We start from the raw sequence: 26,138 nt of genomic DNA on the forward strand, positions 1-26,138 counted from the left end.
GGTATGTTGGCTTCTTCCTGTTTCGTGGCCAGATGGCCCCGCTATCCGCGTTCCGCGCGGGCGTCCACCAAGCACTGGACGCGGAAGGCCGAATGGCGAGGGACCACGTGTTCAACTTCGTTTTCCTGCCCGGATCGCCCCCTTAGTCAGGCCACTGGCGCGGCAGAGGGGCGAGTGGTGGCGCAGGTCAACGCCCGTCGCGCAGCCCAGGGACCGGTCGTCCCGTCCTTCTCGAAGGGCGAACCAACTTAGCGCCGGGTCGTGGGGGCGGTAACCGCCGTTCCCAGCACCCGGCTCGAGACTGCCGCACGCATGCCCACTCGCCCCGCCGCCCGCCTGCTGCCGGCCGCGCCCACCGGTCTCCCCGGCTGGTGCGACCGCTTCCTTGCCGACCCCGTGGCCGGCGAGTTCTTCGCAAGCCGCGCCTGGTACGACACGCTGCTTGCCGGCGCCCTGCCGGCCGGCACGCAGCCGGTCCTCGCCCTGGTCGGGGAGGCCGCGCTGCTGCCGTTGCTGCGCCAGGGGGGGCGGCTTGGCGGGCGGCTCGCGGCGCTGGTCTCGCCCTACACGCTGGACTGGCGGCCCCTGGCCGCGCCCGGCGCAGATGCGGCGGTGCTGCGCGCGGCCGGCGCCGCGCTGGGCCGCCGGCTGCGGCGCCGGCCGCCCACCCGGCTGGACACGCTGGACCCGGAGGCGCCGGGTCTCGTCCCGTTGCTGGAGGGGCTTTCGGCCGCGGGTCTGCGGCCGCTGCGCTTCCTGCACACCGGCAACTGGCACGAGGCGCTGGCGCCCGGCACGGGCTGGGAGGACTACCTCGCTGGCCGGCCGCCGGCGCTGCGCAACACCATCGCCCGCAAGCTGCGCGCGGCGCGCGGCGCGGGCCTCGACTGGCTGGCGGCGCCCGGCCGGGCGCTCGAGGAGGGAATCGCCGCCTATGCCGATGTCCGCGCCCGGAGTTGGAAGCCGGACGAGCCCTTCCCCGAGTTCGATGCGGCGCTGATGCGCGTGGCGGCCGGGCTCGGGGTATTGCGGCTGGGGGTGCTGCGGGACGCCGCCGGCCGGGCGATGGCGGCGCAGTACTGGATCCTTGATCGCGGCGGACGGCGCGCGACCGTGCTCAAGCTCGCGCATGCCGAGGACAGCCGCGCCGCCTCCCCAGGCACGGTGCTGACGGCGCGCATGATCCGGCGGCTCCTGGAGGAGGGCACCGCCGAACTCGATTTCGGCCGGGGCGACGACGACTACAAGCGGCTCTGGGTCGGGGCGCGGCGGCAGCGAATCGGGCTGCTGCTGGCGGACCCGATGCATCCGGCGGGGCTGCTGGCCCTGGCGCGGCAGGCGGCCGGGGCGCTGCGCCGGCGGCTCCGGCCGGCGGCAGGCGAGGTCCTGCCTGGCTGAACACCCCTGGCAGACCGACCCGAAGCGGCTGCCCTGGACCGTGCGGGGCATAATCGTGCGAGCAAAGTCGTTCACAAGTTAGGGAGCAATCCCATCGCCGCTGCCGGTCAGTATCCTGCCCGGTGTCACCGGAACAGGAGTACGATACCGCCGAGGACACCCCAGGTGGCGAGCGAGATCAGCGCGATGACCAGGATCGCGGTCGGCCAGGGCAGATATGGCTGCGCCTCCATTCTTAGCAGGCCCAGGCGTAGCGCCAATTCCTCTGTGCACCTTTGGGTCTGCTGCCCCTTCACCGCTGTCCTCCGAACTTGAAATGGCGCGCGGAACGGGCCGACGCCTTTCGTCAAATTAATGATAAATTCTAAAAAATTGGTAAATGCGAGTAGCCAGCATACTTTGATGAGGCGCTAGTGATAAATGGGTGTGATGGCAGGATAGGTGGCTGGAAAGCCGAAAGTTGGTGTCCCGGGCGGCGCGCAATCCCCGGCGAGTCCGGCGATGCCGAATATCGAGACGCGGCCAGACAATCCAACAAGAACTGCGGTGCCAGACCGCAGACGTCCAGCTTAGGACGGCAGCCCCGATGAAAGCTCCGACGCAGTTGCTCCTTTTTCGCGCTGCATGAGGGCTGTTGCACGGAATTCCGCTGCCAGTTTTTGATATATCCGTTTCGGCTTTAGGCCAATGAAGTGGGCAAATGTAGGGGACAGTTTGGTCACCTTGCGAGGCAGGAATGGAAGTTGGAAAAGGTGATCATCACCCTTATAGATGGTGGATACTCCCTGATGTGGTCGGAAGTCGCACCATAACGCCCGCCATGTTGAAACCATCCAGGAATTTTCTCCTAAATTCGCCACGTTGGTGCAGTCCATATTATTTTTCCCCATAAATAATCCTAGATACAATTCGAATGATTGGCTATTCGGGCCTTTATAGTTGGAAATTGAGAGACGTTCCTTACTCTTCACGTAATAATCTTTAAGACCTTTGAAAAAATCTTTCCCAGAATCCGACTTGTCGAAATAATAGACTCCAGCGTTCATTTTAACTAAATAGTTAATGTTCTCCTGCCGGATTACGTCCTCGATTTTTACGCCCTTCCATTCACCTGCCGTTTGCGGCAGACCGGTAATGGAGAACGCGCGCTGAGATGAAGCCCGCCACCAATGATCCACATCGTTCTTCACAAGTAAACAATCGGCATCAACAAACATACTAGCGTCGTATGGCGAATTGTCGAAAACCCTGATCTTGTTCATTACGTGCGGATATTGAGAATCTTGAGGCAGAACTATGATGTCTCGAAATAAGAAACGCGCAAACTCATCTGGCTTGTATGTTTCGTCACAAAACAGACATATGGGTCTTTTCGGATCCATTACCTGCAAAGACGCTGCAAGATTAATAGCCATATCAGTATATTTCTTGGGTCCTGTCGCGAGTGTTAGATAACCTTGTTTGATCATTTTTTTCCGTCTCTCAGCAGTCGGCTTCTCGCCTTGGAGGCGTATGTCTACCGCAAAAATACATCTAAGGGGAGTGCGGCATTAAAACGTCCTCGCCCGAGCAGGCCGCTTGAGAACGTCCAGGCCCGAAATTGAGGCAAGCCAGCGCCGCGTCCGGATGCGACGCTACGGTGCGGTCTCTAAAAGCCGGTCCGAGAAGTTTATGAGCGTGCCAAGCCCCTTGCCATGAGCTTGATCATCGCCAGACGGATCAGGGCAACCGAGGTTCGGACCAGATTTTCGAGGTTACGCGCGAGACGGCGACAGCAGGTCAGCCACGACAGCGTCCGCTCGACAATCCACCGCTTCGGCAACACGACGAAGCCGCGCCTACCCTCGGCGCGAGGGACAATGTGCAGCCGCCATCGGCCGCTTCGCCGCGCCGCGCTGGCCGCACGTGGTCCCTGGTATCCGGCATCGGCGAAGATGGTGCCGAGGAAGGGGAACAGGGCCCTGGTGCGGCGATCGAGCACGAGTGCCGCGCCGTCGCGGTCCTGCAGGTTGGCCACGTGCACGACGATGCTCAGCAGCAAGCCGAGCGTGTCGACGAGGACGTGGTACTTGACCCCCTTGATCTTCTTCCCTGCGTCGTAACCAACCGGGTCGACCGACGGACCCCGATGCTCCGTCGGGGCTCCTGCTTCCCGGCTTTCTGGAGCCCCGCAGGACCACGCCAGTTTTCCCGCCGCACGGATCACGTGGCGCGGTCCGCGGCAAGCACGCGGCTGGCCAGGATCTCCTCCGGCCCGATGGTCATGAGCTCCTCCGGCGTCACCGTCCCGCGGGCCTCGAAGAGCCGCACTGCCTGGCGCAGCCGTGCCCGGTCCAGCGCGTTGCGCACGCTGCGGGCATTCGCGAAGTGCGGCTGCGTCATCCGCGCCGCGAGATAGCGGCCGAAGGCCTCGCGCGCCGCCGGGCTGAAGCGGTAATTCTGCCCGGCAAGCATGAGTTCCGCGATGCGCATCAGCTCCTCTCCCGTGTAGTCCGGGAAGTCCACATGGTGGGCGATGCGGGACCGCATGCCGGGGTTGGAGGTGAAGAAGCGCTCCATGCGGTCGGCATAGCCGGCCAGGATGACCACCAGGTCGTTGCGGCGGTTCTCCATCACCTGCAGCAGGATCTCGATCGCCTCCTGCCCGTAGTCGCGCTCGTTCTCCGGCCGGTAGAGATAATAAGCCTCGTCGATGAAGAGCACGCCGCCCATCGCCTTCTTCAGGATCTCCTTGGTCTTGGGCGCGGTGTGGCCGATGTACTGCCCGACCAGGTCGTCGCGCGTCACGGAGACGAGCTGGTTCGTCCGGATGTAGCCGAGGCGGTGCAGGATGTCCGCCATCCGTGCCGCCACCGTCGTCTTCCCCGTACCGGGATTGCCGGTGAAGGACATGTGCAGTGTCGGCGCCTCGCTGGTCAGCCCGAGGTCGCGGCGCAGCCGGTCCACCAGCAGCAGCGCCGCGATCTCCCGGATGCGGCGCTTCACCGGGGCAAGGCCGACCAAGGTGCGGTCCAGCTCCTCCAGCACCGCGCCGAGGCCGGAGTCCTCGAAGGCGGCGCGCAGGTCGACGCTCGCCGGCGTGCTCATGCCCCGTACCGCGCGCCCGTCGGCTTGGCAGCGGCATAGGCGCGCGTGGTGTAGCGAAGGTTGCGGCCATCCGCCTCCGCGCGCTCCAGCGCGAAGCCGGGCTCCTCCGCCGGCCGGTCCGTCAGGAAGGACAGCCGCAGGCTCTCCCAGGTATGCGTGCTGTCGAAGGCGGAGATGCGGATATAGGCGCGGCCGCCCTGCACCTTGCGGCACTCGCCAAGCTCGTAGAGCACCGCGGCAGGGTCCTTGAGGTCGAACATCGGCAGGCCCCACATCTCCCAATAGGTGTTCCGGGGATGCGGGTCGTCGGTGTACTCGATGTTCACCGCCCAGCCCTGGCGGATGCAATAGGCGACCTGCTTGCCGATCTGCTCGTCGGTCAGGTCGGGCAGGAAGCTGAAGGTGCCCTGGGTCAGGCGCATGGGTGCGGTTCCCTGCTATGTTGAGCGGGCCGATTCAGGCCTCCGCGCCTTGCGGCGCTGCGGCCACCGGTCCGCGTCAGGCGACGGAGACGGTGGGGACGAAATCGGGCGTGTCGGTGGAGGCGTAGTTGAAGGTCACGTCCTTCCAGACCTCCAGCGCCTGGGCCAGCGGCGTGCAATGCCGCGCCGCGGCCTGCAGGATCTCCGGCCCCTCGGCCATGATGTCGCGGCCTTCGTTGCGGGCCAGCACCATGGCTTCCAGCGCCACGCGGTTGGCGATGGCGCCGGCCGCGATGCCCATGGGATGGCCGATGGTGCCGCCGCCGAATTGCAGCACCACGTCCTCTCCCAGCAGCGTCAGCAACTGGTGCATCTGCCCGGCATGGATGCCGCCGGAGGCGACCGGCATCATGCGCCGCAGGCTCGCCCAGTCCTGCTCGAAGAACAGCCCGTGCTCGAGGCACAGCGGGTTGTGGGGCTCGCGGCAGATGTCGTAGTAGCCGCGCGTCGTCGCCGGGTCGCCTTCCAGCTTGCCGACCACCGTGCCGGCATGGATGTGGTCGACGCCCGCGAGCCGCATCCACTTGGCGATGACGCGGAAGCTGACGCCATGCGTTTTCTGCCTGGTGTAGGTGGAATGCCCGGCACGGTGCAGGTGCAGGATCATGTCGTTCCGCCGCGCCCATTTCGACATGGACTGGATGGCGGTATAGCCGATGACGAGGTCGATCATGATGATGGTGGAGCCGAGCTGCCTGGCGAATTCTGCCCGCTCGTACATGTCCTCCATCGTCCCGGCGGAGACATTCAGGTAGGTGCCCTTCACCTCGCCGGTCATGGCCTGGGCGCGGTTCACCGCCTCCATGCAGTACAGGAACCGGTCGCGCCAGTGCATGAAGGGCTGGCTGTTGATGTTCTCGTCGTCCTTGGTGAAGTCGAGCCCGCCCTTCAGCGCCTCGTAGACCACGCGGCCGTAGTTGCGGCCGGAGAGGCCGAGCTTCGGCTTCACCGTCGCGCCGAGCAGCGGCCGGCCGAATTTGTCGAGCCGCTCGCGCTCCACCACGATGCCGGTCGCCGGCCCGTCGAAGGTCTTCACATAGGCGGTCGGCAGCCGCATGTCCTCGAGCCTGAGGGCCTTCAGCGGCTTGAAGCCGAAGACATTGCCGATGATGGAGGCGGAGAGGTTGACGATCGAGCCCGGTTCGAACAGATCGAGGTCATAAGCGATATAGGCGAACCAGGAGCCGGGCGCGCCCGGCACCGGGTCGATGCGGTAGCACTTGGCGCGGTACTTGTCGGCCGCCGTCAGCCGGTCGGTCCAGACCACCGTCCAGGTGGCGGTCGAACTCTCGCCGGCGACGGCGGCCGCCGCTTCTTCCGGGTCCACGCCGTCCTGCGGCGTGACGCGGAAGCAGGCCAGCACGTCCGTGGGCTTCGGCTCGTAGTCGAGGTCGAAATAGCCCATCTCCTTGTACTTCATCACGCCGGCGTCGTAGCGGCCCTTGCGTGCGGGCGGGGAGGCGACGTTCATCACGTAGATTCCTTCGCTGGCATGGGATGTCAGGCGGCGCGGGCGGGGGCGGACCCGATGACGGGGTCGAGCGCGCCCTTGGCATAGGCCGCCGCCATGGCGGGCAGCGGCACCGGCTTGAGCTTCGGCGCCTGGCCGGCGGTGCCGAACTCCTCGAAGCGTCGGGCGCAGAGCGCGGTCAGCGCCGCCATGGCCGGCTTCATGAAGGCGCGCGGGTCGAATTCCGCGCGCTTCTCCTGCGCCACCTTGCGGAACTGCCCGGCCATGGCGATGCGGCAATCGGTGTCGATATTGATCTTGCGCACGCCGTGCCGGATGCCCTCCTGGATCTCGGCGACCGGCACGCCCCAGGTCTGCGGCATCTGCCCGCCATGGGCGTTGAAGATGTCCTGCAGCTCCTGCGGGACGGAGGAGCTGCCATGCATCACCAGATGCGTATTGGGCAGCAGCGCGTGGATGGCGCGCACCACCTCGATGGCCAGGATGTCGCCGGTCGGCTCACGGGTGAACTTATAGGCTCCGTGGCTGGTGCCGATGGCGACGGCCAGCGCATCCACGCCGGTGCGCGCCACGAAGTCGCGCGCCTGATCCGGGTCGGTCAGGAGCTGCTCGCGGGAGAGCGTGCCCTCCGCGCCATGCCCGTCCTCCTGCTCGCCATGCCCGCTCTCTAGCGAGCCGAGGCAGCCCAGCTCCCCCTCCACCGAGACGCCGACGCTATGCGCCAGCTCGGCGACCTTCGCCGTGACTGCGACGTTGTAGTCGTAGTCGGCCGGCGTCTTGCCGTCCTCCCGCAGCGAGCCATCCATCATCACGCTGGTGAAGCCGTGCTGGATGGCGGAGAGGCAGGTGGCGGTACGGTCGCCATGGTCGAGATGCAGGCAGACCGGGACATCCGGCCAGGTGGCGACGGCCGCCTCCACCATCGCCTTCAGCATCAGGTCCCCGGCATAGGAGCGGGCGCCGCGGCTTGCCTGCAGGATCACCGGCGCATCGGTCCGCGCCGCCGCCTGCATGATCGCCAGGAGCTGCTCCATGTTGTTGATGTTGAAGGCCGGCACGCCGTAGCCGTGCTCGGCGGCGTGGTCCAGCAACTGGCGGAGCGTGACGAAGGCCATCCTTGTTCTCCCAGAGCGTGATCGTCGAAAGGTAGAGCCCGAAGGCGTGAATCACGCGACCAAACAACATCGAAGGCAGCGATCCCTGGATCGCGGCCCGGAGATCAGCGGGCGCGGCGGCTGCGGTCGACCAGTTGCAGCACCATCGGTGTCATGATGAGCTGCATGGCGAGGTCGAGCTTCGAGCCGGGGATGACGATGGAATTCGCCCGGGACATGAAGCTGTTCTGGATCATGCTGGTGAGGTAGGCGAAGTCGATGCCGCGGGGGCTCTTGAAGCGGATCACGACCATCGACTCGTCGGGCGTCGGGATCCAGCGGGCAATGAAGGGATTGGAGGTGTCGACCGTCGGCACCCGCTGGAAATTCACGTCCGTCTCGGTGAACTGCGGGCAGATGACGCGGACATAGTCCGGCATGCGGCGCAGGATGGTGTCCATGACCGCCTCGGTGGAGTAGCCGCGCGCCGACCGGTCGCGGTGGATCTTCTGAATCCATTCGAGGTTGATGACCGGCACCACGCCGATCTTGAGGTCGGCATGCCGTGCGAGGTCCACGCGCTCGGTCACGACCGCGCCATGCAGCCCCTCGTAGAACAGCAGGTCGGTGCCGTGCGGGAAGTCCTCCCAGGGCGTGAAGGTGCCGGCCGGCGCGCCGTAATGGGCAGCCTCTGCCTCGTCATGGATGTAGTGCCGGGTGCGGCCGCGCCCGTCGCGGCCATAGGCGGCGAAGACGCCCTCCAGCTCCTCCAGCAGGTTCGCCGCCTCGCCGAAATGGCTGAAGTGGCGGTTGCCGGAGGCCTCTGCCTCGGCCATGGCTTGGCGCATCTCGGCGCGGTCGTAGCGGTGGAAGGCATCCCCCTCGATCCAGGCGGCGGCCAGCCCCTCGCGCCGGAAGATCTGCTCGAAGGTGTGCTTCACCGTGGTGGTGCCGGCGCCGGAGGAGCCGGTGACGGAGATGATGGGGTGCCGGACGGACATCGCGCGCCCCTCAGGACCGGAACAGGCCGCGCGCGCCGAAGAGCGGGCGCTGCCCCGCATCCGGCACGCGTTCCAGGTGCATCTGCACGACGCGGGAGACCTTGTCGTGCGAGCCGAAGATCAAGGGCACGCGCTGGTGCAGGCTGCGCGGCGGGATCTCGAGGATCGGGGTGAAGCCATCCGTCGCGGTGCCGCCGGCCTGCTCCAGCAGCAGGGCGATCGGGTTCGCCTCGTAGACCAGGCGCAGCCGGCCGCGCTCGTAGCCGGGCCGCGCATCCCCGGGATAGAGGTAGATGCCGCCGCGCAGCAGGACGCGGTAGGCCTCCGCCACCACGCAGCCGAGCCAGCGGGTGTTGTAGTCCACCCCGCGCGGCCCGGCGGCGCCGGCGATGCATTCCTCGACGAAGGCGCGGATCGGCAAGGGCCAGTGCCGGGCATTGGCGGCGTTGATGGCGTATTCCCGCCGCGCCTCCGGGATCCGGACCAGCGGCCGGGTCAGGCGGAACTCCCGCGTGCGGCGATCCAGGGTGAAGGCCTGCACGCCTTCGCCGAGCGTCAGCATCAGCACCGTATGCGGCCCGTAGAGCACGAAGCCGGCGGCGAGCTGCCGGTCGCCGGTGGCGACGAAGGGCAGCCGCGGGTCGTCCTGCCGCTCGCTCGGCAGCAGGGTGAAGAGGCTGCCCATCGGGGCATCGATGTCGATGTTGTTGGAGCCGTCGAGCGGGTCGAGCGCCACCGCGATGGGCGAGGCGCCGCGCAGCTCGATGGCCTCGGGCATCTCCTCCGAGGCCACGGCGGCGACGGGCGCCGCGCGGAGGTGGTCGAGGAAGAGGTCGTTGGCGCGGACATCGAGCGCCTTCTGGCCGTCGCCATCCTCGCTGGCGCCGATCACCCGGCCGAGCTCGCCCGCCAGCGGCCCGTCGGCCACGATCTCCGCAAGATCGGTGGAGGCGCGGGCGAGCGCCGCGACGGTCTCCGCGATGGCCTGGCGCCCAGCGCTGGCGCCGGCCCAGACCCTCAGATGTTCCGCGAGCAGCGTCACTCGGCGTCCCTCCTCCTGCCCTGCGCCTTGTCCGGCGCATCGGCGGGCTCCGATGGAGCGACACTAGGAGGGCTGGCGCTTCAAAGAAATTCCTTTAATCTTGCTGTCAATGAAAGAAAAACTTGTCAACTTCGCCCGTCGCACCTCGCTCCGGCAGCTCCGCGCGCTGGGTGCGGCGGCGCGCACGGGCAGCGTGACAGCGGCGGCGGAGCAGCTTGCCGTTACTCCGCCGGCCGTCGCGCAGCAGTTGCGGCTGCTGGAGGAGGCACTGGACGGCATGCCGCTGCTGGAGAAGACTCCGGGCGGCCTGCGCCCGACCGAGGCGGGGCGCGAGGCGCTGGCCGCGCTCGCGCGGATCGAGGCGGCGCTGGCCGATTGCGCCGCGGCGGTCGAGGCGTTGCAGGGCATGGAGACGGGCCGCGTCGCCGTCGGCGTCACCAGCACGGCCAAGTATTTCGCGCCCTTCGCGCTGGCCGCCTTCCAGCGTGCCTATCCGCGGATCGAGCTGCGCCTGCTGGTCGGCAACCGCGAGCAGACGGTCGCGGCCCTGGAAGCCTTCGAGCTGGACGTCGCGGTGATGGGCTACCCGCCGGAACGCTTCCCGGTGGAACGGGCGGTGATCGGCGACCACCCGCATGTGATCATCGGCGCGCCAGGCCATCGCCTGGTCCGCCGCCGCGGCATCCCGCTGCGCGAGGTGACCGACGAGACCCTCCTGCTGCGCGAGCCGGGTTCCGGCACGCGCGACCTGATGCAGCGCCTCTTCGCCGCCGCGGGCCTGGCGATGCCGGCGGCGCCGAGCCTCGAGATCGGCAGCAACGAGACGATCAAGCAGGCGGTCATGGCCGGCATGGGCATCGCCCTGATCTCGGCCCATACCATCGCGGCCGAGGTGCGGGACGGAAGGCTGGCAATCCTCGACGTCGAGGGGCTGCCGGCAGTGCGGCAGTGGTTCGCGGTGCGGCGGTCGGAGAAGCGGCTGCTGCCGGCGGCACGGGCCATGTGGGACCACCTGCTGCGGCACGGCGCCGGCTACCTGCCCGCGGTCGGTGCGCCCGCGCAATCCGGCATTGCCCGGGCACCCAACGCGGCGCGATCATCGCGCGGCCGCGTTGACCGCTGACGCGACAGGGACAGGGACAGGGACAGGGAGGCGTCCGGGACCGGCGTGATCGACAAGCTTGAGATGCTGCTCGCCCTCGCCTCCGAACGGCATTTCGGCCGCGCGGCGGAAGCCATCGGGGTGACGCAGCAGAGCCTCTCCAGCGGCATCAAGCAGCTGGAGGAACGGCTCGGCGTGCTGCTGGTGCAGCGCGGTTCGCGCTTCCAGGGCTTCACCGCCGAGGGCGAGAAGGCGCTGGACTGGGCGCGCCGCATCGTCGGCGACGTGCGGGCGATGCGGCAGGACCTCCGCACGCTGAGCCGCGGCCTGGACGGGCACCTGCGCATCGCGGCGATCCCGACGGCGCTGCCGGTCATCGCCTCCCTCACCACGCCCTTCCGCGCGCGCCACCCGGATGTCCGCTTCACCATCCGCTCCACCACCTCGGCCGAGATCCTGAGCCTGCTGACCAACCTCGAGGCGGATGTCGGCCTGACCTACCTGGACAACGAGCCGCTCGGCCGCGTCACCGCCCTGCCGCTCTATCGCGAGAGCTACCGGCTGCTGACGGCCGCGGATGCGCCCTTCGGCCGACGCGATGCGGTGACCTGGGCGGAGGTGGCGGGCATTCCGCTCTGCCTGCTGACGCCGGACATGCAGAACCGCCGCATCATTGACGCGCATCTGCGCGCGGCGGGCGGGGAGCCGGCACCGACCCTCGAATCCAATTCCATGATCGTGTTGATGACGCATGTCCGCACCGGCCGCTGGGCCAGCGTGATGCCGCGCGTCCTGGCGGAGGTGCTGGGCCTGACCGAGCATGTGCGGGCCATCCCGATCACCGGGCCGGAGGTGTCCTACACCATCGGCCTGGTCGCGCCGCACCGCGACCCCGCCCTGCCCCTGGTCGGCGCCTTCCTTGCCGAGGCGCGGGAGGCGGCGCTGCGCCTGAGCGGGACGGACGACACCCTCGTCTGACGCTGCGGCGCAGCAGGGTCTCGACAGGCTTTGCCTGTCGCCCGACGGAACGGCTTGCTTGACCCGGACGCAACCGGGACGCGTCATCCTCCCAAGGATTGTCAGGGACGGAGACTGTGCAGGAACGCGAGTCCTGGGATGCCGCGCGCGCCGCGGCCATCATCGCCGGGCATGCCGGGATGGAGGGGGCGACGCTGCCCATCCTGCACGCCCTGCAGGAGGCTTTCGGCCACGTGCCGCCACAGGCCGTGCCGATGGTGGCGGAGGCGCTGGACCTCTCCCGCGCCGAGGTGCATGGCTGCCTCACCTTCTATCACGATTTCCGGCGGGAGCCGGCCGGGCGCCATGTGGTGAAGCTCTGCCGCGCCGAGGCCTGCCAGGCGGTCGGCGCCGATGCCCTGCATACCGAGTTGCTGGCGGCGCATGGCATCGGCTGGCACGGCACCACGCCCGACGGGCGGGTGACGGTGGAGTCGGTCTTCTGCCTCGGCCTCTGCGCCAATGGCCCGGCCGCGCTGGTGGATGGCGAGCCGGTCGCGCGGCTGGATGCCGCGACGCTGGCGCTGCGGCTGGGGGCGGCATGATCCGGGTCTTTCTGCCGCAGGACAGCGTGGCGCAGGCCTTGGGCGCCGAGGCGGTGGCGCAGGCGCTGCGGGACGGCGCGCATCGCCGCGGCCTCGACATCGCGATGGTCCGCACCGGCTCCCGCGGCATGCTCTGGCTGGAGCCGCTGCTGGAGGTGGAGACGCCCGAGGGCCGCATTGCCTATGGCCCGGTCGCGCCCGGCGATGTCGAGGCACTGTTCGAGGCCGGGTTCCTCGCCGGCGGCGCGCACCCGCTGCGGCAGGGACGGCCGGAGGAGATGCCCTGGCTGGCGCGGCAGCAGCGCCTCACCTTCGCCCGATGCGGAATCATCGACCCGCTCTCCTTTGCCGACTACCGCGCGACGGGCGGGCTGCGCGGGCTGGAGGCGGCCCTGGCCATGGGTGGGGAGGCTGTCGTGGCGGAGGTCACGGCCTCCGGCCTGCGCGGCCGCGGCGGCGCCGGCTTCCCCACCGGCATCAAGTGGCGCACCGTCCGCGCCGCCGCGGCCGACCGCAAATACGTGGTCTGCAACGCCGACGAAGGCGACAGCGGCACCTTCGCCGACCGGATGCTGATGGAAGGCGATCCCTTCACGCTCATCGAGGGCATGGTGATCGCCGGCCTGGCGACCGGCGCGACCAAGGGCTTCGTCTATCTCCGCTCGGAATACCCGCTGGCGCATCGCATGCTGCGCGCCGCCATCGCGGTCGCGGAGGGCGCGGGGCTGCTCGGCCCCGATATCCTCGGCAGCGGGCAGGCCTTCCACCTGGAGGTGCGGCTCGGCGCCGGCGCCTATATCTGCGGCGAGGAGACCTCGCTGCTCGAGAGCCTGGAGGGCAGGCGCGGCATCGTCCGCGCCAAGCCGCCCATCCCGGCGCTGCGCGGGCTGTTCGGCCGGCCGACGCTGGTCAACAACCTGCTCTCCTTCGCCGCCGTGCCCTGGATCCTGACGCATGGCGGCGCGGCTTATGCGGAGTGCGGCATGGGCCGCTCGCGCGGGACCATGCCCTTCCAGCTCGCCGGCAATGTCCGGCGCGGCGGGCTGGTGGAACTCGGCTTCGGCCTGACGCTCCGCGATCTCGTGGAGGGCTTCGGCGGCGGAACGCGCAGCGGCCGGCCGGTGCGGGCGGTGCAGGTGGGCGGCCCGCTCGGCGCCTATTTCCCCGAAGGCATGCTGGACCTGCCGCTGGACTACGAGGCGCTGGCCGGCGCCCGCGGCATGCTGGGCCATGGCGGCGTCGTGGTCTTCGACGACAGCGTGGACATGGCCCGGCAGGCCCGCTTCGCCTTCGAATTCTGCGCCGCCGAGAGCTGCGGCAAGTGCACCCCCTGTCGCATCGGCGCGGTACGCGGGATGGAGACATTGGACAAGGTGATCGCCGGCCGCGAGCCGCAGCGCAACCTCGCCCTGGTGAAGGATCTTTGTGAGGTCATGCAGGACGGATCCCTCTGCGCCATGGGCGGGCTGACGCCGCTGCCGGTGATGAGCGCGCTGACGCATTTCCCCGAGGATTTCGCGCCCGAAGCGGCGCCGCTGGCAGCGGAATAGGGTACGCGACATGGGCCTGATCCGCGAAGCCGATACCGGCACCCCGATCCGCCCGGCGGCGGAAAGCGTGACGCTCACCATCGACGGCCAGGCCGTGACGGTGCCGGCCGGCACCTCCGTCATGGCGGCGGCGGCGCTGCTCGGGACCAGGATCCCGAAGCTCTGCGCGACGGACATGCTGGAGCCCTTCGGCTCCTGCCGCATGTGCCTGGTCGAGATCGAGGGACGGCGGGGCACCCCCGCCTCCTGCACCACCCCGGCCGAGCCGGGCATGGTGGTGCGCACCCAGACGGAGCGGCTGGGGCGGCTGCGGCGCGGGGTGATGGAGCTCTATATCTCCGACCACCCGCTGGACTGCCTGACCTGCGCGGCCAATGGCGATTGCGAGTTGCAGGACACCGCGGGGCAGGTCGGGCTGCGCGAGGTGCGCTACGGCACGGAGGGCGCCAACCACGTCCACGCGGACTCGCCGCTGGCGCTGCCGAAGGACAGGACCAACCCCTATTTCACCTACGACCCGTCCAAATGCATCGTCTGCAACCGCTGCGTCCGGGCCTGCGAGGAGGTGCAGGGCACCTTCGCGCTGACCATCGAGGGCCGCGGCTTCGACAGCCGCGTCTCGGCCGGCGGCACGGACTTCTTCGCCTCCGATTGCGTCTCCTGCGGCGCCTGCGTGCAGGCCTGCCCGACCGCGACGCTGATCGAGAACACGGTGATCGAGCAGGGCCAGCCCGAGCATTCCGTCGTCACCACCTGCGCCTATTGCGGCGTCGGCTGCTCCTTCAAGGCGGAGATGCAGGGCAGCACCGTGATCCGCATGGTGCCCTACAAGGCTGGCCGCGCGAACGAAGGCCATTCCTGCGTCAAGGGCCGCTTCGCCTGGGGCTATGCCCACCACAAGGACCGGATCACGCAGCCGATGATCCGGGCGCGGATCACCGATCCCTGGCGCGAGGTCTCCTGGAAGGAGGCGATCGCCCATGCCGCCTCGGAGTTCCGGCGGATCCAGGCGCAATACGGCCGCGACGCGGTCGGCGGCATCACCTCCTCCCGCTGCACCAATGAGGAGACCTACTTGGTGCAGAAGCTGGTCCGCGCCGGCTTCGGCAACAACAACGTCGATACCTGCGCGCGGGTCTGCCACTCCCCCACTGGCTACGGGCTGAAGGCGACGCTCGGCACCTCGGCCGGCACGCAGGACTTCCGCTCGGTCGAGCAGTCCGACGTGGTGCTGGTGATCGGCGCCAACCCGACGGAGGGGCATCCGGTCTTCGCCTCCCGCCTCAAGAAGCGGCTGCGGGCGGGGGCGAAGCTGGTGGTCATCGACCCGCGGCGGATCGACCTGGTGCGCGGCCCGCATATCCGCGCCGCGCACCACCTGCAGCTCCGCCCCGGCAGCAACGTCGCCGTGGTGAACGCCATGGCGCATGTCATCGTCACCGAGGGGCTGGTGGACGAGGCCTATGTGCGGGAGCGCTGCGAGATCGGCGACTTCGAGGTCTGGGCCCGCTTCATCGCCGAGGCGCGGCACGCGCCCGAGGCGGTGGAGGACCTGACCGGCGTGCCGGCGGCGGAACTCCGCGCCGCGGCGCGGCTCTATGCCACCGGCGGCCGCGCGGCGATCTACTATGGCCTCGGCGTCACCGAGCACAGCCAGGGCTCGACCATGGTCATGGCCATGGCGAACCTCGCCATGGCCACCGGCAATGTCGGGCGGGAGGGGACCGGAGTGAACCCGCTGCGCGGGCAGAACAACGTCCAGGGCTCCTGCGACATGGGCAGCTTCCCGCATGAGTTGCCGGGCTACCGCCATGTCGCGGACGATGCCACGCGGCAGAGCTTCGAGGCGCTCTGGGGCGTGCGGCTCGAGGCCGAGCCGGGGCTCCGCATCCCCAACATGCTGGACGAGGCGGTGGAGGGCCGCTTCCTCGGCCTCTATGTCCAGGGCGAGGACATCGCCCAGTCCGACCCGGACACCCAGCACGTCACCGCCGCGCTGCGCGCCATGGAATGCGTCGTCGTCCAGGACATCTTCCTGAACGAGACGGCGAAATACGCCCATGTGCTGCTGCCGGGATCGAGCTTCCTGGAGAAGGACGGCACCTTCACCAATGCCGAGCGGCGCATCAACCGCGTGCGCAAGGTCATGGAGCCGCTGGGCGGCCTCGCCGACTGGCAGGTGACCATGGCGCTGTCCAGTGCCCTCGGCTATGCCATGACCTACGCGCATCCCTCCGAGATCATGGACGAGATCGCCGCCCTGACGCCGAGCTTCGCCGGCGTCAGCTATGCGAAGCTCGAGGCCCTAGGCTCCATCCAGTGGCCCTGCAACGAGGCCGCGCCCGAAGGCACGCCGATGATGCATGTGGACCGCTTCGTGCGCGGCAAGGGCCGGTTCATGCTCACGGACTTCGTCCCGACCGAGGAGCGGACCGGGCCGCGCTTCCCGCTGATCCTGACCACCGGCCGGATCCTCACGCAGTACAATGTCGGCGCGCAGACCCGCCGCACGCAGAACAGCCGCTGGCACGAAGAGGACGTGCTGGAGATCCACCCCTTCGATGCCGAGTTGCGGGGAATCAGGGATGGCGACCTGGTCTCGGTCGAGAGCCGCTCCGGCGACATCGCGATCCGCGCTCGGATCACCGAGCGCGTGCAGCCCGGCGTGGTCTATACCACCTTCCACCACGCCAAGACGGGCGCCAATGTCATCACCACGGACTTCTCGGACTGGGCGACCAACTGCCCGGAATACAAGGTGACGGCGGTGCAGGTGCGGCGAACCAACCGGCCGTCGGACTGGCAGGCCCGCTTTTTCGAGGAGGACGCGGCGCTGACCCGCCGCGCCGCACCCGCACATGCCGCCGAGTAGGGCGCTCCCCGTGGGTGCCGTCCCGGCCAGGGCGGTGGTCCTGCCCTTCGAGGGCGAGCCGGAGCATGGCGAGCGCGCCGTGCCGGAGGAGGTGGCGGTGAACATCGCCTATGCCAGCGTGCCCTTCGCCGTCATGATGGCGACGCCCGCCGACCTGGAGGATTTTGCCTATGGCTTCAGCCTGACGGAAGGCGTCATCGGCGCGGCCGCCGACATCCGGGGCGTGGTGGTCGAAGAGGAGGAGCGTGGCCTCCGCCTCACGGTGAACCTGGCGCCGGCCCGCCTGCATGCGCACCTGTCACGGCGGCGCGCCATGGTCGGCCGCACCGGCTGCGGTCTCTGCGGCATCGAGGCGCTGGAGGATCTGCCCGAGGCGCCGCGCGCCGCCGGGCCCGCGCCGCGCCTGGCGCTGGGCGCGGTGCGGCGCGCGCTGGCGGCGCTGGAGGCGCGCCAGCCGCTCGGCGATGCGACCCGCGGCGTGCACGCGGCGGCCTTCGCCGACGGGGCGGGGCGGCTGGTGCTGGTGCGGGAGGATGTCGGGCGGCACAACGCGCTCGACAAGCTCGCCGGCGCCATGCTGCGCGGCGGCATCGCGGCCGCGGACGGCTTCGTCCTCGTCACCAGCCGCTGTTCCTTCGAGATGGTGGAGAAGACGGCGATGCTCGGCGCGCGCGCGCTCGTCGCCATCTCCGCGCCGACCTCCCTCGCGCTCGAGCGCGCCCGGCACCACGACATGACCCTGCTGGCCATCGCGCGGCGCGATGCCGTCACCGTCTTCCACGGCGCAGAGCGCGTGCTGACCGAAGCGGTGCCGGCATGAGCAGGCAGGCCGAGACGCTGGTCCGCATGGCGAACCAGATTGCCGCCTTCTTCCACCCCTATCCGGAGGCCGAGGCGGTGGCGGGCACGCGCGAGCACCTCGTCGCCTTCTGGACGCCGCGGATGCGCGACGACCTCCTCGCGCTCTGGCGCGCCGGGGCGGCGGGCCTCGACCCGGTGGTGGTGTCCGCGCTGCGGGGCATGCCGGGCGGCGATAGCCCCATCGAAAAGGCGGTGGCCGGGCCGGAGACCGCCGGGGCATTGACGAGCGATGCCGGGTGACCGGCGGCGCCTCCGCCCCGGCGCGAAAGCCGGAAGCGGAGGACTGCTTCGAGGCTGATCACAGTCCCAGCCGGTCGCGCAGCCGTCCCTCCAGCACCTTCGCCGCCACGCCGACCCGCCAGAACCCGTGGAACGGCATGGGCCGGATCGGCGTCACCGGCATGGCGATCTCCGCGGCCGGGGTGCCCGTCGCCAGCCGCGCGATCTCGCCGCCCATGGCCGTCGCCAACGCGACGCCGCGGCCGTTGTAGCCGAGGCAGCAGATCAGCCCCGGCGCCGGCTGGTGGAGATGCGGGTAGTGATCCCGCGTCATCGCCAATTGCCCGTTCCAGCCATGCGTCCAAGCCACGCCGGCCAGCCCGGGCCAGAGCCGCTCCGCATAGCGCATCAGGTAGGCGACGGGCGAGGGATCGCCGATCGGCCGCTGCGGCCCGCGACCGCCCATCAACAGCCGGTCCTGCTGATCGACCCGCAGATAGACCGTGATATGCCCGCTCTCGTACAGCGAGGCGCGCATCGGCATGATGCCCCGCACTGCGGCGGCCGGCAGCGGCGCCGTCGCCGCGATGGAGCTGAAGACCGGCACCACGCTGCGCCGCAGCCCCGGCCAGAGGTCGTCCGTATAGCCATTGGTGCCGAGGACGACGGTATCCGCCGTGACCGTCCCCGATGGCGTTGCGATGCGCCAGCGACCCTCCGCGCGGGTCAGGGCGGTCACCGGCGTGCCGCCATGCACCCGCGCCCCCGCCTGCGTGGCCGCGCGCGCCAGCCCGCGCGCATAATCGAGCGGCTGCAGATCGCCGCCGCTCGCATCCCGCATCACCGCGGCATAGCGGTCCATACCCGTCGCATCCCGCGCCGCGTCGCGCTCCAGCAGCGTCACCGGGAACCCACGCCGCATGCCCTGCTCGGCGGAGCGACGCACGCCCTCCGCCGGCGCCGGCTGGTAGGCGGCGCGCAGCGTGCCGCCCTGGCGCGCATCACAGGCGATCTGCCAGCGCCGGATGAGCGCGAAGGTCGTCTCCGGCGCGCCCCAGGCGAAGCGCACCATGCGGCCGCCGAGCTCCGGCCCGAAATCCGCCTCCACCTGGTCGGGATCGGCCTTCAGGCCGGGATTGACCTGCCCGCCATTGCGCCCGGACGCGCCCCAGCCCGGCTCCTGCGCGTCCAGCACCACCACATCGGTGCCGCGCTCCGCGAGGTGCAGCGCCGTGGAAAGCCCGGTGAAGCCGGCGCCCACCACCACCACATCGGCCCGCCGGTCGCCCTGGAGCGGCGGCGTCGGCACCGCAGGGCGGGCAGTGGCGGCATAGAGGCTCGGCGGCAGCATCGGCGAACTCCTGGACCGGCCCGCGACCGGCTAGCCCTTGCGCAGGTTGTAGAAGAGCGGCATGCCCGAGAGCATCCCGGTCAGGTTCCGCCGATAGGCCGTCAGGTCCTTCCACTGGCCCGTCGGAATATAGGGCACGTCCTGGAAGGCCTGCTCCTGCAACTGCCGGGCGATCGCCTGCCGCGAGGGCACATCCGGTGCCTCCACCCATTGGGCTCGCAGCCTCTCCAGCGCCTCGCTGGTCGGCCACCCCGGCCAGGCGGCGAGGCCATTGCCGCGCAGGCCGAGATGCGCGGTGGGGTCCCAGAGGTCGAGCCCGGGCAGCAGCGTCGTCGTGCAACTCCAGCCGCCCTGATCGACCGGGCCGCGATTGGCGCGCCGCTGCAGCCAGACGCCGAAATCGACGGGAATGACCTCGACATTGAGCCCCGCGCGCGCGAACTGGTCCGCGGCGACGTCCACCTGGCGTGCCATGGTCCCGAAATTCACGGCGGAGAGGAAGCCGATCTTCTCTCCCCTGTAGCCCGCGGCTTCGAGGTCGCGACGAACCTTGGCGTAGTCCCGCGGCCCGTTCAGCACCGCCATGCCGGCATCCGAGGCCATGGGGGAGGCGGGGCAGAAGACGCCGACCTTCGCGTTCCAGAGCGCGGGATCGCTGCCCGCGACCGCCGTCATGATCTCGGCCTGGTCGATCGCGCCCAGCAGGGCGCGGCGGATGGCCGGGTTGTCGAAGGGCGGCTGCAGATGATTCAGCCGCAGGATGCCCATATTGCCGGCAGGGTTGTAGCTGCCGATGGTCACATTGCGCTCCCGCCGCAGGACGGGAAGCAGGTCGAGCAGCACGTCCTCGTACCAGTCGACCTCGCCGCTGATGACGGCCGCCGCGGCGGTGGAGTGGTCGGGGATGATGCTCCACTCGACGCGCTCGATATGGGCGTGCTTGGGACCGGCGGTGAATTGCGGCACCCCGTCCGGCCGCGGCACGTAGCCTTCGAACTTCTGCCAGACGGAACGGGCGCCGTTCACCCGCTCACTCGCCAGGTAGCGATAGGGCCCGCTGCCCACCACCTCGGTCACCTGTTTGGTGGGATCGGCGGCGAAGAGCCGCTCGGGCATCATGACCGGGATGTAGCTCGTGCTCTTGGCGAGCGCATGCAGCAGCAGCGGGAAGGGATGCTTCAGGCGGAAGACGATCGTCCGGTCGTCCGGCGCCGAGAGGTCATCCGTCGCGGCCATCAGCATCTGGCCCATGACGTCCACGCGGCCCCAACGGCGAAGGCTCGCCACGCAGTCGCTGGCCCGCACGGGCTCGTTGTCGTGGAACCGCAGCCCCTCCCGCAGCGTGATGCGCCAGAGCCTGCCCTCGTTCTCGGTGACGTGGCCCGCGGCCATCTGCGGCTGCGGGTTCAGCGCATTGTCCATGCCGTAGAGCATGTCGTAGCTCAGCAGCGCCAAGTACCGCGTGGAGAAGGCGGTGCTGAAGAGCGGATCGAGGATGGTCGCATCCGCATTCGGCTTGAAGCGGATGACGCGCGAACCCTGGGCCTGCGCCAGGGCAGGCGCCATCAGCGCGGCGCCCGCCGCCTGGAGGAAGGACCTGCGCTGCATCACCGTGTCTCCCCTGGCCGGCGCTATTGCGCCCAGGCCGCCGCGAGGTCTCTCGTGACGATCCCGTCCTCGACGTCGCGTGCGATCAGCGCGGCCGGGCGATCCGCGGGCGCGCCGTAGCCGCCGCCGCCGCCGAGGCTGATGGTCACCAGGTCGCCCCGGCGCAGCGCGAAGGAGACCTTGCTGTCGAGGCTGATGATCTCGTTGCCGCGGCGCACCTCGCATTTGCCCGAAGCGCCGGTGCCGCCGCCGAAGAGCCCGGCCGCTGCGCCGGTGAAGCGGTCGCTGTAGTAGGAGACCAGCGCCTCCTCGGCGAGGATCTCGTAGCTGCGGCTGAAGCCGGCGCCGCCGCGCCGTGCGCCGCGGCCGCTGCTGTCCGGCCGCAGCGCGTATTCGGTCACGCGGAAGAAGGAGAAGTCCTGGTCCATCGCCTCGACCGGCGTGTTGGAACAGTTCGACAGCGGATTGTCGACGGCGTCGCAGCCGTCATTGGCGAGGCCCGCGCCATAGCCGCCGCCATAGACCTCGAGATAGACCGACCAGCCCTTCGGCCCGAGCCAGGAGAGGCAGAAGGCCGTCGTGGTGTCGTAGCCCTGGGCGATCGCCTTCTCCGGCGCGGCCTGTGCCACCGCCATCATCACCGCGTTCCAGGCGCGCGAGGCGGAGATCATGCGCGCGCGCACCGGCGCCGGATGGTTCGGGTTCAGCAGCGAGCCCTTGGGCGCCGTCACCCGGATCGGCCGCAGCGCGCCGTCGTTGAAGGGGATGTCGGGGCTGGTCAGCGCCGCCTTGAGGCAGGAGACCGAGGCCGAGATCAGCGAGGCGAAGGGGCAGTTGAGGTTGGTGCCCACCTGCGGATCGGTGCCGGCGAAGTCCACCGCGATGGAATCGCCCGCGACCGTCACCGCCACGCACACGGTGATGGGCCTCTTGCCGAGGCCGTCGTCGTCCATCTGCGCCTCGCCGCGATAGGTGCCGTCGGGCACCTGCGCGATGGCCGCGCGCATCCGGCGCTCGGAATAGTCCTGCAGCGCGGCCATGGTCGCCTTGACCTTCGCCTTGCCGTAGCGCGCGGCCAGTTCCTGCACGCGCAGCACGCCGATGTTGTTGGCGGCGATCTGCGCGTCGAAATCGCCCATGGTCTGCTGCGGCACCCGGACATTCGCCCGCAGCAGCCGCTGGAAGCCGCCGCCGTGCCAGTCGCGCGCCATGTTGAGCTTCATGGGCGGGATGATGAGGCCCTCGGCATAGACGTCGCGCGCGGCCGCGTTCAGCCCGGGCGCGCCGCCGCCGAGGTCGAGATGGTGCGCGACCGAGGCGGCGAAGCCGATCACCTCGCCCTCCACGAAGATCGGGTGGAAGAAGAACACGTCCTGGAGGTGCTGGCCGCCGGAATAGGGGTCGTTGATGACGAGGAAGTCGCCCTCCTCCAGCGTTTCCCTCGGGAACATCGCCTTGCAGGGCTGGAAGATCGGGCCGATGCTGCCGAGCTGCATCGGGATCAGCTCGGCCTGCGCGACGGTGAAGCCCTCGGCGTCGAGCAGCGCGGCGGAGCCGTCCCGCGCCTCGCGCAGGATGGTGGAATAAGCGGAGCGGATGAGCTTCGCGCCCATCTCGCGCGCGGCCGCGATCACCGACTGGCTGAGGATCGCGTATTCGACCGGGTCGAGTTCCATGGGTGCCTAGCCCTCCCTCCGCAGCAGCATGTTGCCCGCGGCGTCGCGGGCGCCGTTCCAGCCGGGCGGGACCCAGGTGGTCGAGGAATAGCCCTCGATCAGCGCCGGGCCCTGCACCACCTCGCCGAGGCCGAGCGCCGCAGCATCGGCGAGGCGCGCCTGCACCGTGGCGGCGCCGGTCACGACCTCGGCGGTCGCCGGGCGCCGCAAGCCGGCCGCGCGCTCCCGCACCTCGGGCAGGGCGTCGAGCCGGCGGCGCAGGCCGAAGCGAAGCCCCACCAGCTCCACCCGCCGCCCGGGCTCGCCGCCATGCAGGTAGACGCGGCGATGCTCGTCCGCGAATCGCGCGCCGAGATCGGCGGCGGAGAGGGAACCGACCGTCGCGGGATCGACGGTCACCGGGATCTCGAAGGCCTGGCCGATGAAGCGCATGTCGAGCTCGAGGCTCGGCTCCAGCGGTCCGGTGAGGCCGAGCGCGGCGAACTCCGCCTCTGTCGCCTGGCGGAGCCGCGCGCAATCGGCGGCGATGACGCCGGGCGTCGCCTCGTCCAGCGTCACGCGCCGCGTCACGCCGCGCACCGTCACATAATCCGCCGAGAGCAGGCCGAGCGCCGAGATCACCCCGGGATTGGGCGGCACCAGGATCTCGCGGATGCCGAGTTCCTCGGCGATCTCCGCCGCCAGCAGCGGGCCCGCGCCGCCGAAGGGCAGCAGCGCATAGTCGCGCGGGTCGCGGCCGCGCTCGGTGGAGACGAGCTGCATGGCGCGGACGATGTTGGCGACCGCGAGCCGGATGGCCGCCGCGGCGGCGCCGCGGATATCGGTGCCGAGGCGCCTCGCCACCTCCTCGAAGGTGCGGTGCGCGGCATCCGGGTTGAGCGACATGCCGCCGCCGAGGAAGGCATCCGGGCGGATGGTGCCGCGCACCACATGCGCATCCGTCACGGTCGGCATGGTGCCGCCGCGGCCGTAGCAGGCCGGCCCCGGCTCTGCGCCCGCGCTGCGGGGACCCACGCGCAGCATGCCGCCGTCGTCGATCCAGACCAGGCTGCCGCCGCCCGCGCCCACGGTGACGATGTCGAGCACCGGCGTGCGGATCGGCAGCCCGTCCACCTCCGTCTCGGCGGCGAGCGCGGCCTCGCCATCCTGCACCAGCGCGACATCGGTCGAGGTGCCGCCCATGTCGAAGGTGACGAGGTTGCCGCGGCCCGACCGGGCCGCCTGCCGGATCGCGCCCACTACGCCCGCCGCGGGGCCGGAGAGCAGGGCGGAGATGGCGTTGCGCCGCATGGCGGCCGCCGGCATGCGCCCGCCATTCGACTGCATGACGCTGAAATGCCCGGCGAATCCGGCACCGGCCAGCGTCGCCTCGAAGCGCGCGAGATAGCCGTCGATCACCGGCTGCACATAGGCCGAGAGCGCTGTCGTGGAGGCGCGCTCGAACTCGCGGAACTCCGGGGCGATCTCGTGGCTGGCGGTGATGGTGACGCCGGGCAGCGCGGCGGCGATCAGTTCCTTCAGCCGCATCTCGTGCGCGGGCGAGGCATAGGCGGACAGCAGGCAGATCGCGATGGCGCGGTAGGCGCCCGCTTCGAGCGCGGGCAGCAGGTCGCGGGCCACCGCCGCCTCGTCCAAGGGCTGGATCACCGTGCCGTCGGCCCCGATGCGCTCGGTGACCTCGAAGCAGTCGCGCCGGCGGACGGGCGGGGCGGGCTTGGCATAGTGCAGGTCGTAGATGCGGCGGCGGTCGTGCCGCTGCATAAACAGGATGTCGCGAAAGCCGCGGGTGGCGATGAAGGCGATGTCGGCGCCGCGCCGCTCCAGGATGGCGTTGGTGGCGATGGTGGAACCATGCACCAGGTCGGTCACGCTCCCGGCGGGGATGCCGGCGGCGCCGAGCGCATTGAAGGCGCCGATATCGGGGCTGCGGGGCGTGGAGGGCACCTTGACGACGCGAACCTCGCCCCGGTCCACGGCGACCAGATCGGTGAAGGTGCCCCCCACCTCGATCCCTACGCGCATGCTTTGCTTCCTGGACTGCCGGCGACTACCTTACCGAAGCACGGCAGCTCTGCAACCCCATTGAAAAAGCAGGGCGAAATTTTTCAATGTCGAGGAAGGCCTGAGGACCACGGCGATGCCCGATATCCCCCCTGCGCCAGGGGCCGCGACCGCGGCGCCGGAGCGTGAACCCATCCTTGGGCTGCGCCTGCGCGGCATGCGCCAGCGGCGGGAATGGACCCTGCAGGATCTTTCGGCGCGCAGCGGGTTGTCGGTCGGGATGTTGAGCCAGATTGAACGCGGAGTCTCCGCGCCCTCGATCCGGTCGCTGCAGAAGCTCGCCGAGATCTTCGCGGTGCCGATCGGCTGGTTCTTCAGCGACCCCGGCGCCGCGCCGCAGGGGCCGGCCTGGATCCAGCGCCGCGCGCAGCGCCGCGTGCTCGACCTCTCCGCCAAGGGCATCACGAAGGAGTTGCTGAGCCCCGAGGGCGACGGGAAGATCGAACTGATGCTGATCACCATCGAGGCCGGCGGGTCCTCCGGCGAGGCGCCCTACCGGCATGCGGGCGAGGATGCCGGGACCGTGCTGGAAGGCGTGCTGGAGCTCGAGGTGGATGGCACCGCAGGCCTGCTGCAGGCGGGCGATTCCTTCCGCTTCCTCAGCACCCTGCCGCACCGCTTCGCCAATCCGGGGCCGCTGCGCTGCGTCGTCCTCTGGGCGGTGACGCCGCCGCTCTACTGAACGAAGCATCCCGAACGTGGTCGGGCGGATCGGCCGCCCCGAAGGATCCGGTTGCGGGCTGTCCCGGCGGCCACCATCACCGCCTCCGCGCCGCGCGGCCCACACCGGCAGGCCGACGAGGATACCAGCCGGTGCAACATGCCGGCCCCATGCCCGTTACGTCGTCAGGGCCGGCAGTGTGGGGCACCTCACGGCAGGCGGCGCGGGCGAAGCGGTACGCCACGACCCGAAGACATCGTCGGAGACTGGCGCCGCCTTCTCCCCGGCCCAATTGCTGCCGAAGTTCGGCCGCCTTGTCCTGCTTTCTGATACGCGAAAATCCGGGACGTAGCCATGTCGACCGACAGTTCCAGCGCCAATAGCCCACCGCTCGAGGCCGTGCTCTCGGCACTCGACCGTCTCGCAGGCGATCTGCGCCTTCGCGCCGAGGCAGCGGAGCGACGCGCGGAAGCGGCGGAGAGCCAGATTGACCTGGAACGCGAAGCCCGGCTCAGCGCCGAGGCCCGCGCGGCGCAGTGCGACCAGAGCGCCCGCGACATGCTCCGGCGCGCGGAAGCCATGGAAGCCGCCGTGCAGGACAGGATCGAACGGTTGCGCCACGATCTGCTGGACGCGATCGGTGAGGCTGTCACCGCCGCGCGAGGCACGACGGCAGCGCACCAGTCTCGCCCACCCGATGACGCAGGCCGCTTTGCCGCGGAGCGCCAGGAGCGTGTTCCTCCCCTGAAGCTCGGTCCGGAACTGGCCCATATTCCGCAACCGGCGGCCGGCAGGATGTCGGGTTCGTCCGAACCCTCCCCCCGGAAATGGGGCGAGGAGCGGGGCTATGCCTGGGTCGAGGATGAACCCGGTCCGTCCTGGTGGAGCAGATTGTTCCGCCGCTATTGAGCCGGCCCGGGCCGAGGGAGTGCATCGGCCCGATGCGATGCTTCCCTGCCGGGCGACGCGGCCTTTCGCGGCGATGAACGGGATGGGGCATGCGCAGCGGTCGCGCGTCCCGGTCCGATGCCCTTCGCGGC

At 69.8% G+C, this 26,138-nt stretch carries 22 protein-coding genes; 10 read left to right on the forward strand and 12 right to left on the reverse strand.

The window, feature by feature from the left end:
- The first annotated feature begins 312 nt into the window (after nucleotides 1-312).
- On the forward strand, nucleotides 313-1,398 hold the full coding sequence (locus Q7A36_RS19460) for a GNAT family N-acetyltransferase (RefSeq protein WP_305105401.1): 1,086 nt from the start codon (nucleotides 313-315) through the stop codon (nucleotides 1,396-1,398).
- Nucleotides 1,399-1,967: 569 nt separating this feature from the next.
- Here Q7A36_RS19460 and Q7A36_RS19465 read toward each other — a convergent pair.
- The 8 genes from Q7A36_RS19465 to Q7A36_RS19500 all read right to left on the reverse strand — a co-directional run bounded on the left by Q7A36_RS19465 (nucleotide 1,968) and on the right by Q7A36_RS19500 (nucleotide 9,575).
- Nucleotides 1,968-2,867, reverse strand: a complete 900-nt coding sequence (locus Q7A36_RS19465; RefSeq protein WP_305105402.1) for a hypothetical protein — start codon at nucleotides 2,865-2,867, stop codon at nucleotides 1,968-1,970.
- A gap of 200 nt (nucleotides 2,868-3,067) precedes the next feature.
- Nucleotides 3,068-3,604, reverse strand: coding sequence for an IS5 family transposase (locus Q7A36_RS19470; protein WP_305105403.1), 537 nt, complete (start codon nucleotides 3,602-3,604; stop codon nucleotides 3,068-3,070).
- Nucleotides 3,601-4,485, reverse strand: a complete 885-nt coding sequence (gene cbbX, locus Q7A36_RS19475) for a CbbX protein (RefSeq protein ID WP_305105404.1) — start codon at nucleotides 4,483-4,485, stop codon at nucleotides 3,601-3,603. The genes Q7A36_RS19470 and cbbX overlap by 4 nt, the downstream gene beginning before the upstream one ends.
- Nucleotides 4,482-4,907 (reverse strand): ribulose bisphosphate carboxylase small subunit, encoded by a 426-nt coding sequence (locus tag Q7A36_RS19480; RefSeq protein WP_305105405.1) that lies wholly within the window; start codon nucleotides 4,905-4,907, stop codon nucleotides 4,482-4,484. Before Q7A36_RS19480 ends, cbbX begins: the two co-directional genes overlap by 4 nt.
- Before the next feature lie 76 nt (nucleotides 4,908-4,983).
- Nucleotides 4,984-6,438: a form I ribulose bisphosphate carboxylase large subunit gene (locus Q7A36_RS19485; RefSeq protein ID WP_305105406.1), complete on the reverse strand. Its 1,455-nt coding sequence runs from the start codon at nucleotides 6,436-6,438 to the stop codon at nucleotides 4,984-4,986.
- Nucleotides 6,439-6,467: 29 nt separating this feature from the next.
- Nucleotides 6,468-7,553: a class II fructose-bisphosphate aldolase gene (fba, locus tag Q7A36_RS19490; protein ID WP_305105407.1), complete on the reverse strand. Its 1,086-nt coding sequence runs from the start codon at nucleotides 7,551-7,553 to the stop codon at nucleotides 6,468-6,470.
- Between the two features lie 104 nt (nucleotides 7,554-7,657).
- Nucleotides 7,658-8,533: a phosphoribulokinase gene (locus Q7A36_RS19495; RefSeq protein ID WP_305105408.1), complete on the reverse strand. Its 876-nt coding sequence runs from the start codon at nucleotides 8,531-8,533 to the stop codon at nucleotides 7,658-7,660.
- Between the two features lie 10 nt (nucleotides 8,534-8,543).
- Nucleotides 8,544-9,575 (reverse strand): class 1 fructose-bisphosphatase, encoded by a 1,032-nt coding sequence (locus tag Q7A36_RS19500; protein ID WP_305105409.1) that lies wholly within the window; start codon nucleotides 9,573-9,575, stop codon nucleotides 8,544-8,546.
- Between the two features lie 109 nt (nucleotides 9,576-9,684).
- On the opposite strand from Q7A36_RS19500, the gene Q7A36_RS19505 reads away from it, so the two are divergent.
- The 7 genes from Q7A36_RS19505 to Q7A36_RS19535 all read left to right on the forward strand — a co-directional run bounded on the left by Q7A36_RS19505 (nucleotide 9,685) and on the right by Q7A36_RS19535 (nucleotide 17,762).
- Nucleotides 9,685-10,698, forward strand: coding sequence for a LysR family transcriptional regulator (locus Q7A36_RS19505; protein WP_305105410.1), 1,014 nt, complete (start codon nucleotides 9,685-9,687; stop codon nucleotides 10,696-10,698).
- Between the two features lie 45 nt (nucleotides 10,699-10,743).
- Nucleotides 10,744-11,655 (forward strand): LysR family transcriptional regulator, encoded by a 912-nt coding sequence (locus Q7A36_RS19510; RefSeq protein ID WP_305105411.1) that lies wholly within the window; start codon nucleotides 10,744-10,746, stop codon nucleotides 11,653-11,655.
- A gap of 116 nt (nucleotides 11,656-11,771) precedes the next feature.
- Nucleotides 11,772-12,239: a formate dehydrogenase subunit gamma gene (locus tag Q7A36_RS19515; protein WP_305105412.1), complete on the forward strand. Its 468-nt coding sequence runs from the start codon at nucleotides 11,772-11,774 to the stop codon at nucleotides 12,237-12,239.
- Nucleotides 12,236-13,789: a formate dehydrogenase beta subunit gene (locus tag Q7A36_RS19520; RefSeq protein WP_305105413.1), complete on the forward strand. Its 1,554-nt coding sequence runs from the start codon at nucleotides 12,236-12,238 to the stop codon at nucleotides 13,787-13,789. Before Q7A36_RS19515 ends, Q7A36_RS19520 begins: the two co-directional genes overlap by 4 nt.
- Nucleotides 13,790-13,799: 10 nt before the next feature.
- A complete protein-coding gene (fdhF, locus tag Q7A36_RS19525) occupies nucleotides 13,800-16,661 on the forward strand; it encodes a formate dehydrogenase subunit alpha (RefSeq protein ID WP_305105414.1) in 2,862 nt (953 codons plus the stop codon).
- Between the two features lie 10 nt (nucleotides 16,662-16,671).
- Nucleotides 16,672-17,481, forward strand: coding sequence for a formate dehydrogenase accessory sulfurtransferase FdhD (fdhD, locus tag Q7A36_RS19530; RefSeq protein WP_305105415.1), 810 nt, complete (start codon nucleotides 16,672-16,674; stop codon nucleotides 17,479-17,481).
- On the forward strand, nucleotides 17,478-17,762 hold the full coding sequence (locus Q7A36_RS19535) for a formate dehydrogenase subunit delta (RefSeq protein WP_305105416.1): 285 nt from the start codon (nucleotides 17,478-17,480) through the stop codon (nucleotides 17,760-17,762). The genes fdhD and Q7A36_RS19535 overlap by 4 nt, the downstream gene beginning before the upstream one ends.
- Nucleotides 17,763-17,820: 58 nt before the next feature.
- Here the strand turns inward: Q7A36_RS19535 and Q7A36_RS19540 are convergent, their stop codons facing one another.
- Genes Q7A36_RS19540 through Q7A36_RS19555 form a run of 4 tightly spaced genes read right to left on the reverse strand, consistent with a single transcriptional unit; the run spans nucleotide 17,821 to nucleotide 24,398 of the window.
- Complete coding sequence (locus Q7A36_RS19540; protein ID WP_305105417.1) at nucleotides 17,821-19,092, reverse strand: NAD(P)/FAD-dependent oxidoreductase; 1,272 nt, start codon at nucleotides 19,090-19,092, stop codon at nucleotides 17,821-17,823.
- Nucleotides 19,093-19,122: 30 nt separating this feature from the next.
- Complete coding sequence (locus tag Q7A36_RS19545; RefSeq protein ID WP_305105418.1) at nucleotides 19,123-20,700, reverse strand: ABC transporter substrate-binding protein; 1,578 nt, start codon at nucleotides 20,698-20,700, stop codon at nucleotides 19,123-19,125.
- 23 nt (nucleotides 20,701-20,723) lie between these two features.
- Nucleotides 20,724-22,376: a hydantoinase B/oxoprolinase family protein gene (locus tag Q7A36_RS19550; protein WP_305105419.1), complete on the reverse strand. Its 1,653-nt coding sequence runs from the start codon at nucleotides 22,374-22,376 to the stop codon at nucleotides 20,724-20,726.
- Between the two features lie 6 nt (nucleotides 22,377-22,382).
- Nucleotides 22,383-24,398 carry a hydantoinase/oxoprolinase family protein gene (locus tag Q7A36_RS19555; protein ID WP_305105420.1) on the reverse strand — a complete coding sequence of 672 codons (2,016 nt, stop codon included), beginning with the start codon at nucleotides 24,396-24,398 and terminating at the stop codon, nucleotides 22,383-22,385.
- Nucleotides 24,399-24,513: 115 nt separating this feature from the next.
- Between Q7A36_RS19555 and Q7A36_RS19560 the strand changes: the two genes are divergently transcribed.
- Nucleotides 24,514-25,119 (forward strand): helix-turn-helix domain-containing protein, encoded by a 606-nt coding sequence (locus tag Q7A36_RS19560; RefSeq protein ID WP_305105421.1) that lies wholly within the window; start codon nucleotides 24,514-24,516, stop codon nucleotides 25,117-25,119.
- A 333-nt stretch (nucleotides 25,120-25,452) separates the two neighbouring features.
- Entirely contained in the window at nucleotides 25,453-26,007 is a 555-nt protein-coding gene (locus tag Q7A36_RS19565) for a hypothetical protein (protein ID WP_305105422.1), read from the forward strand.
- Nucleotides 26,008-26,138: the final 131 nt, after the last annotated feature.

This window comes from Paracraurococcus lichenis (assembly GCF_030657435.1).
GTDB classification, from domain to species: domain Bacteria; phylum Pseudomonadota; class Alphaproteobacteria; order Acetobacterales; family Acetobacteraceae; genus Paracraurococcus; species Paracraurococcus lichenis.

Excerpts from the sequence above, each read along its gene's own strand:
- Q7A36_RS19480 (WP_305105405.1), bottom strand. The coding sequence starts at position 4,907 with ATGCGCCTGACCCAGGGCACCTTCAGCTTCCTGCCCGACCTGACCGAC.
- Q7A36_RS19465 (WP_305105402.1), bottom strand. The coding sequence starts at position 2,867 with ATGATCAAACAAGGTTATCTAACACTCGCGACAGGACCCAAGAAATAT.
- fba (WP_305105407.1), bottom strand. The coding sequence starts at position 7,553 with ATGGCCTTCGTCACGCTCCGCCAGTTGCTGGACCACGCCGCCGAGCAC.
- Q7A36_RS19535 (WP_305105416.1), top strand. The coding sequence starts at position 17,478 with ATGAGCAGGCAGGCCGAGACGCTGGTCCGCATGGCGAACCAGATTGCC.
- Q7A36_RS19550 (WP_305105419.1), bottom strand. The coding sequence starts at position 22,376 with ATGGAACTCGACCCGGTCGAATACGCGATCCTCAGCCAGTCGGTGATC.
- cbbX (WP_305105404.1), bottom strand. The coding sequence starts at position 4,485 with ATGAGCACGCCGGCGAGCGTCGACCTGCGCGCCGCCTTCGAGGACTCC.
- Q7A36_RS19460 (WP_305105401.1), top strand. The coding sequence starts at position 313 with ATGCCCACTCGCCCCGCCGCCCGCCTGCTGCCGGCCGCGCCCACCGGT.
- Q7A36_RS19540 (WP_305105417.1), bottom strand. The coding sequence starts at position 19,092 with ATGCTGCCGCCGAGCCTCTATGCCGCCACTGCCCGCCCTGCGGTGCCG.
- Q7A36_RS19520 (WP_305105413.1), top strand. The coding sequence starts at position 12,236 with ATGATCCGGGTCTTTCTGCCGCAGGACAGCGTGGCGCAGGCCTTGGGC.
- Q7A36_RS19560 (WP_305105421.1), top strand. The coding sequence starts at position 24,514 with ATGCCCGATATCCCCCCTGCGCCAGGGGCCGCGACCGCGGCGCCGGAG.
- Q7A36_RS19505 (WP_305105410.1), top strand. The coding sequence starts at position 9,685 with ATGAAAGAAAAACTTGTCAACTTCGCCCGTCGCACCTCGCTCCGGCAG.
- Q7A36_RS19485 (WP_305105406.1), bottom strand. The coding sequence starts at position 6,438 with ATGAACGTCGCCTCCCCGCCCGCACGCAAGGGCCGCTACGACGCCGGC.
- Q7A36_RS19545 (WP_305105418.1), bottom strand. The coding sequence starts at position 20,700 with ATGCAGCGCAGGTCCTTCCTCCAGGCGGCGGGCGCCGCGCTGATGGCG.
- fdhF (WP_305105414.1), top strand. The coding sequence starts at position 13,800 with ATGGGCCTGATCCGCGAAGCCGATACCGGCACCCCGATCCGCCCGGCG.
- Q7A36_RS19565 (WP_305105422.1), top strand. The coding sequence starts at position 25,453 with ATGTCGACCGACAGTTCCAGCGCCAATAGCCCACCGCTCGAGGCCGTG.
- Q7A36_RS19555 (WP_305105420.1), bottom strand. The coding sequence starts at position 24,398 with ATGCGCGTAGGGATCGAGGTGGGGGGCACCTTCACCGATCTGGTCGCC.
- Q7A36_RS19495 (WP_305105408.1), bottom strand. The coding sequence starts at position 8,533 with ATGTCCGTCCGGCACCCCATCATCTCCGTCACCGGCTCCTCCGGCGCC.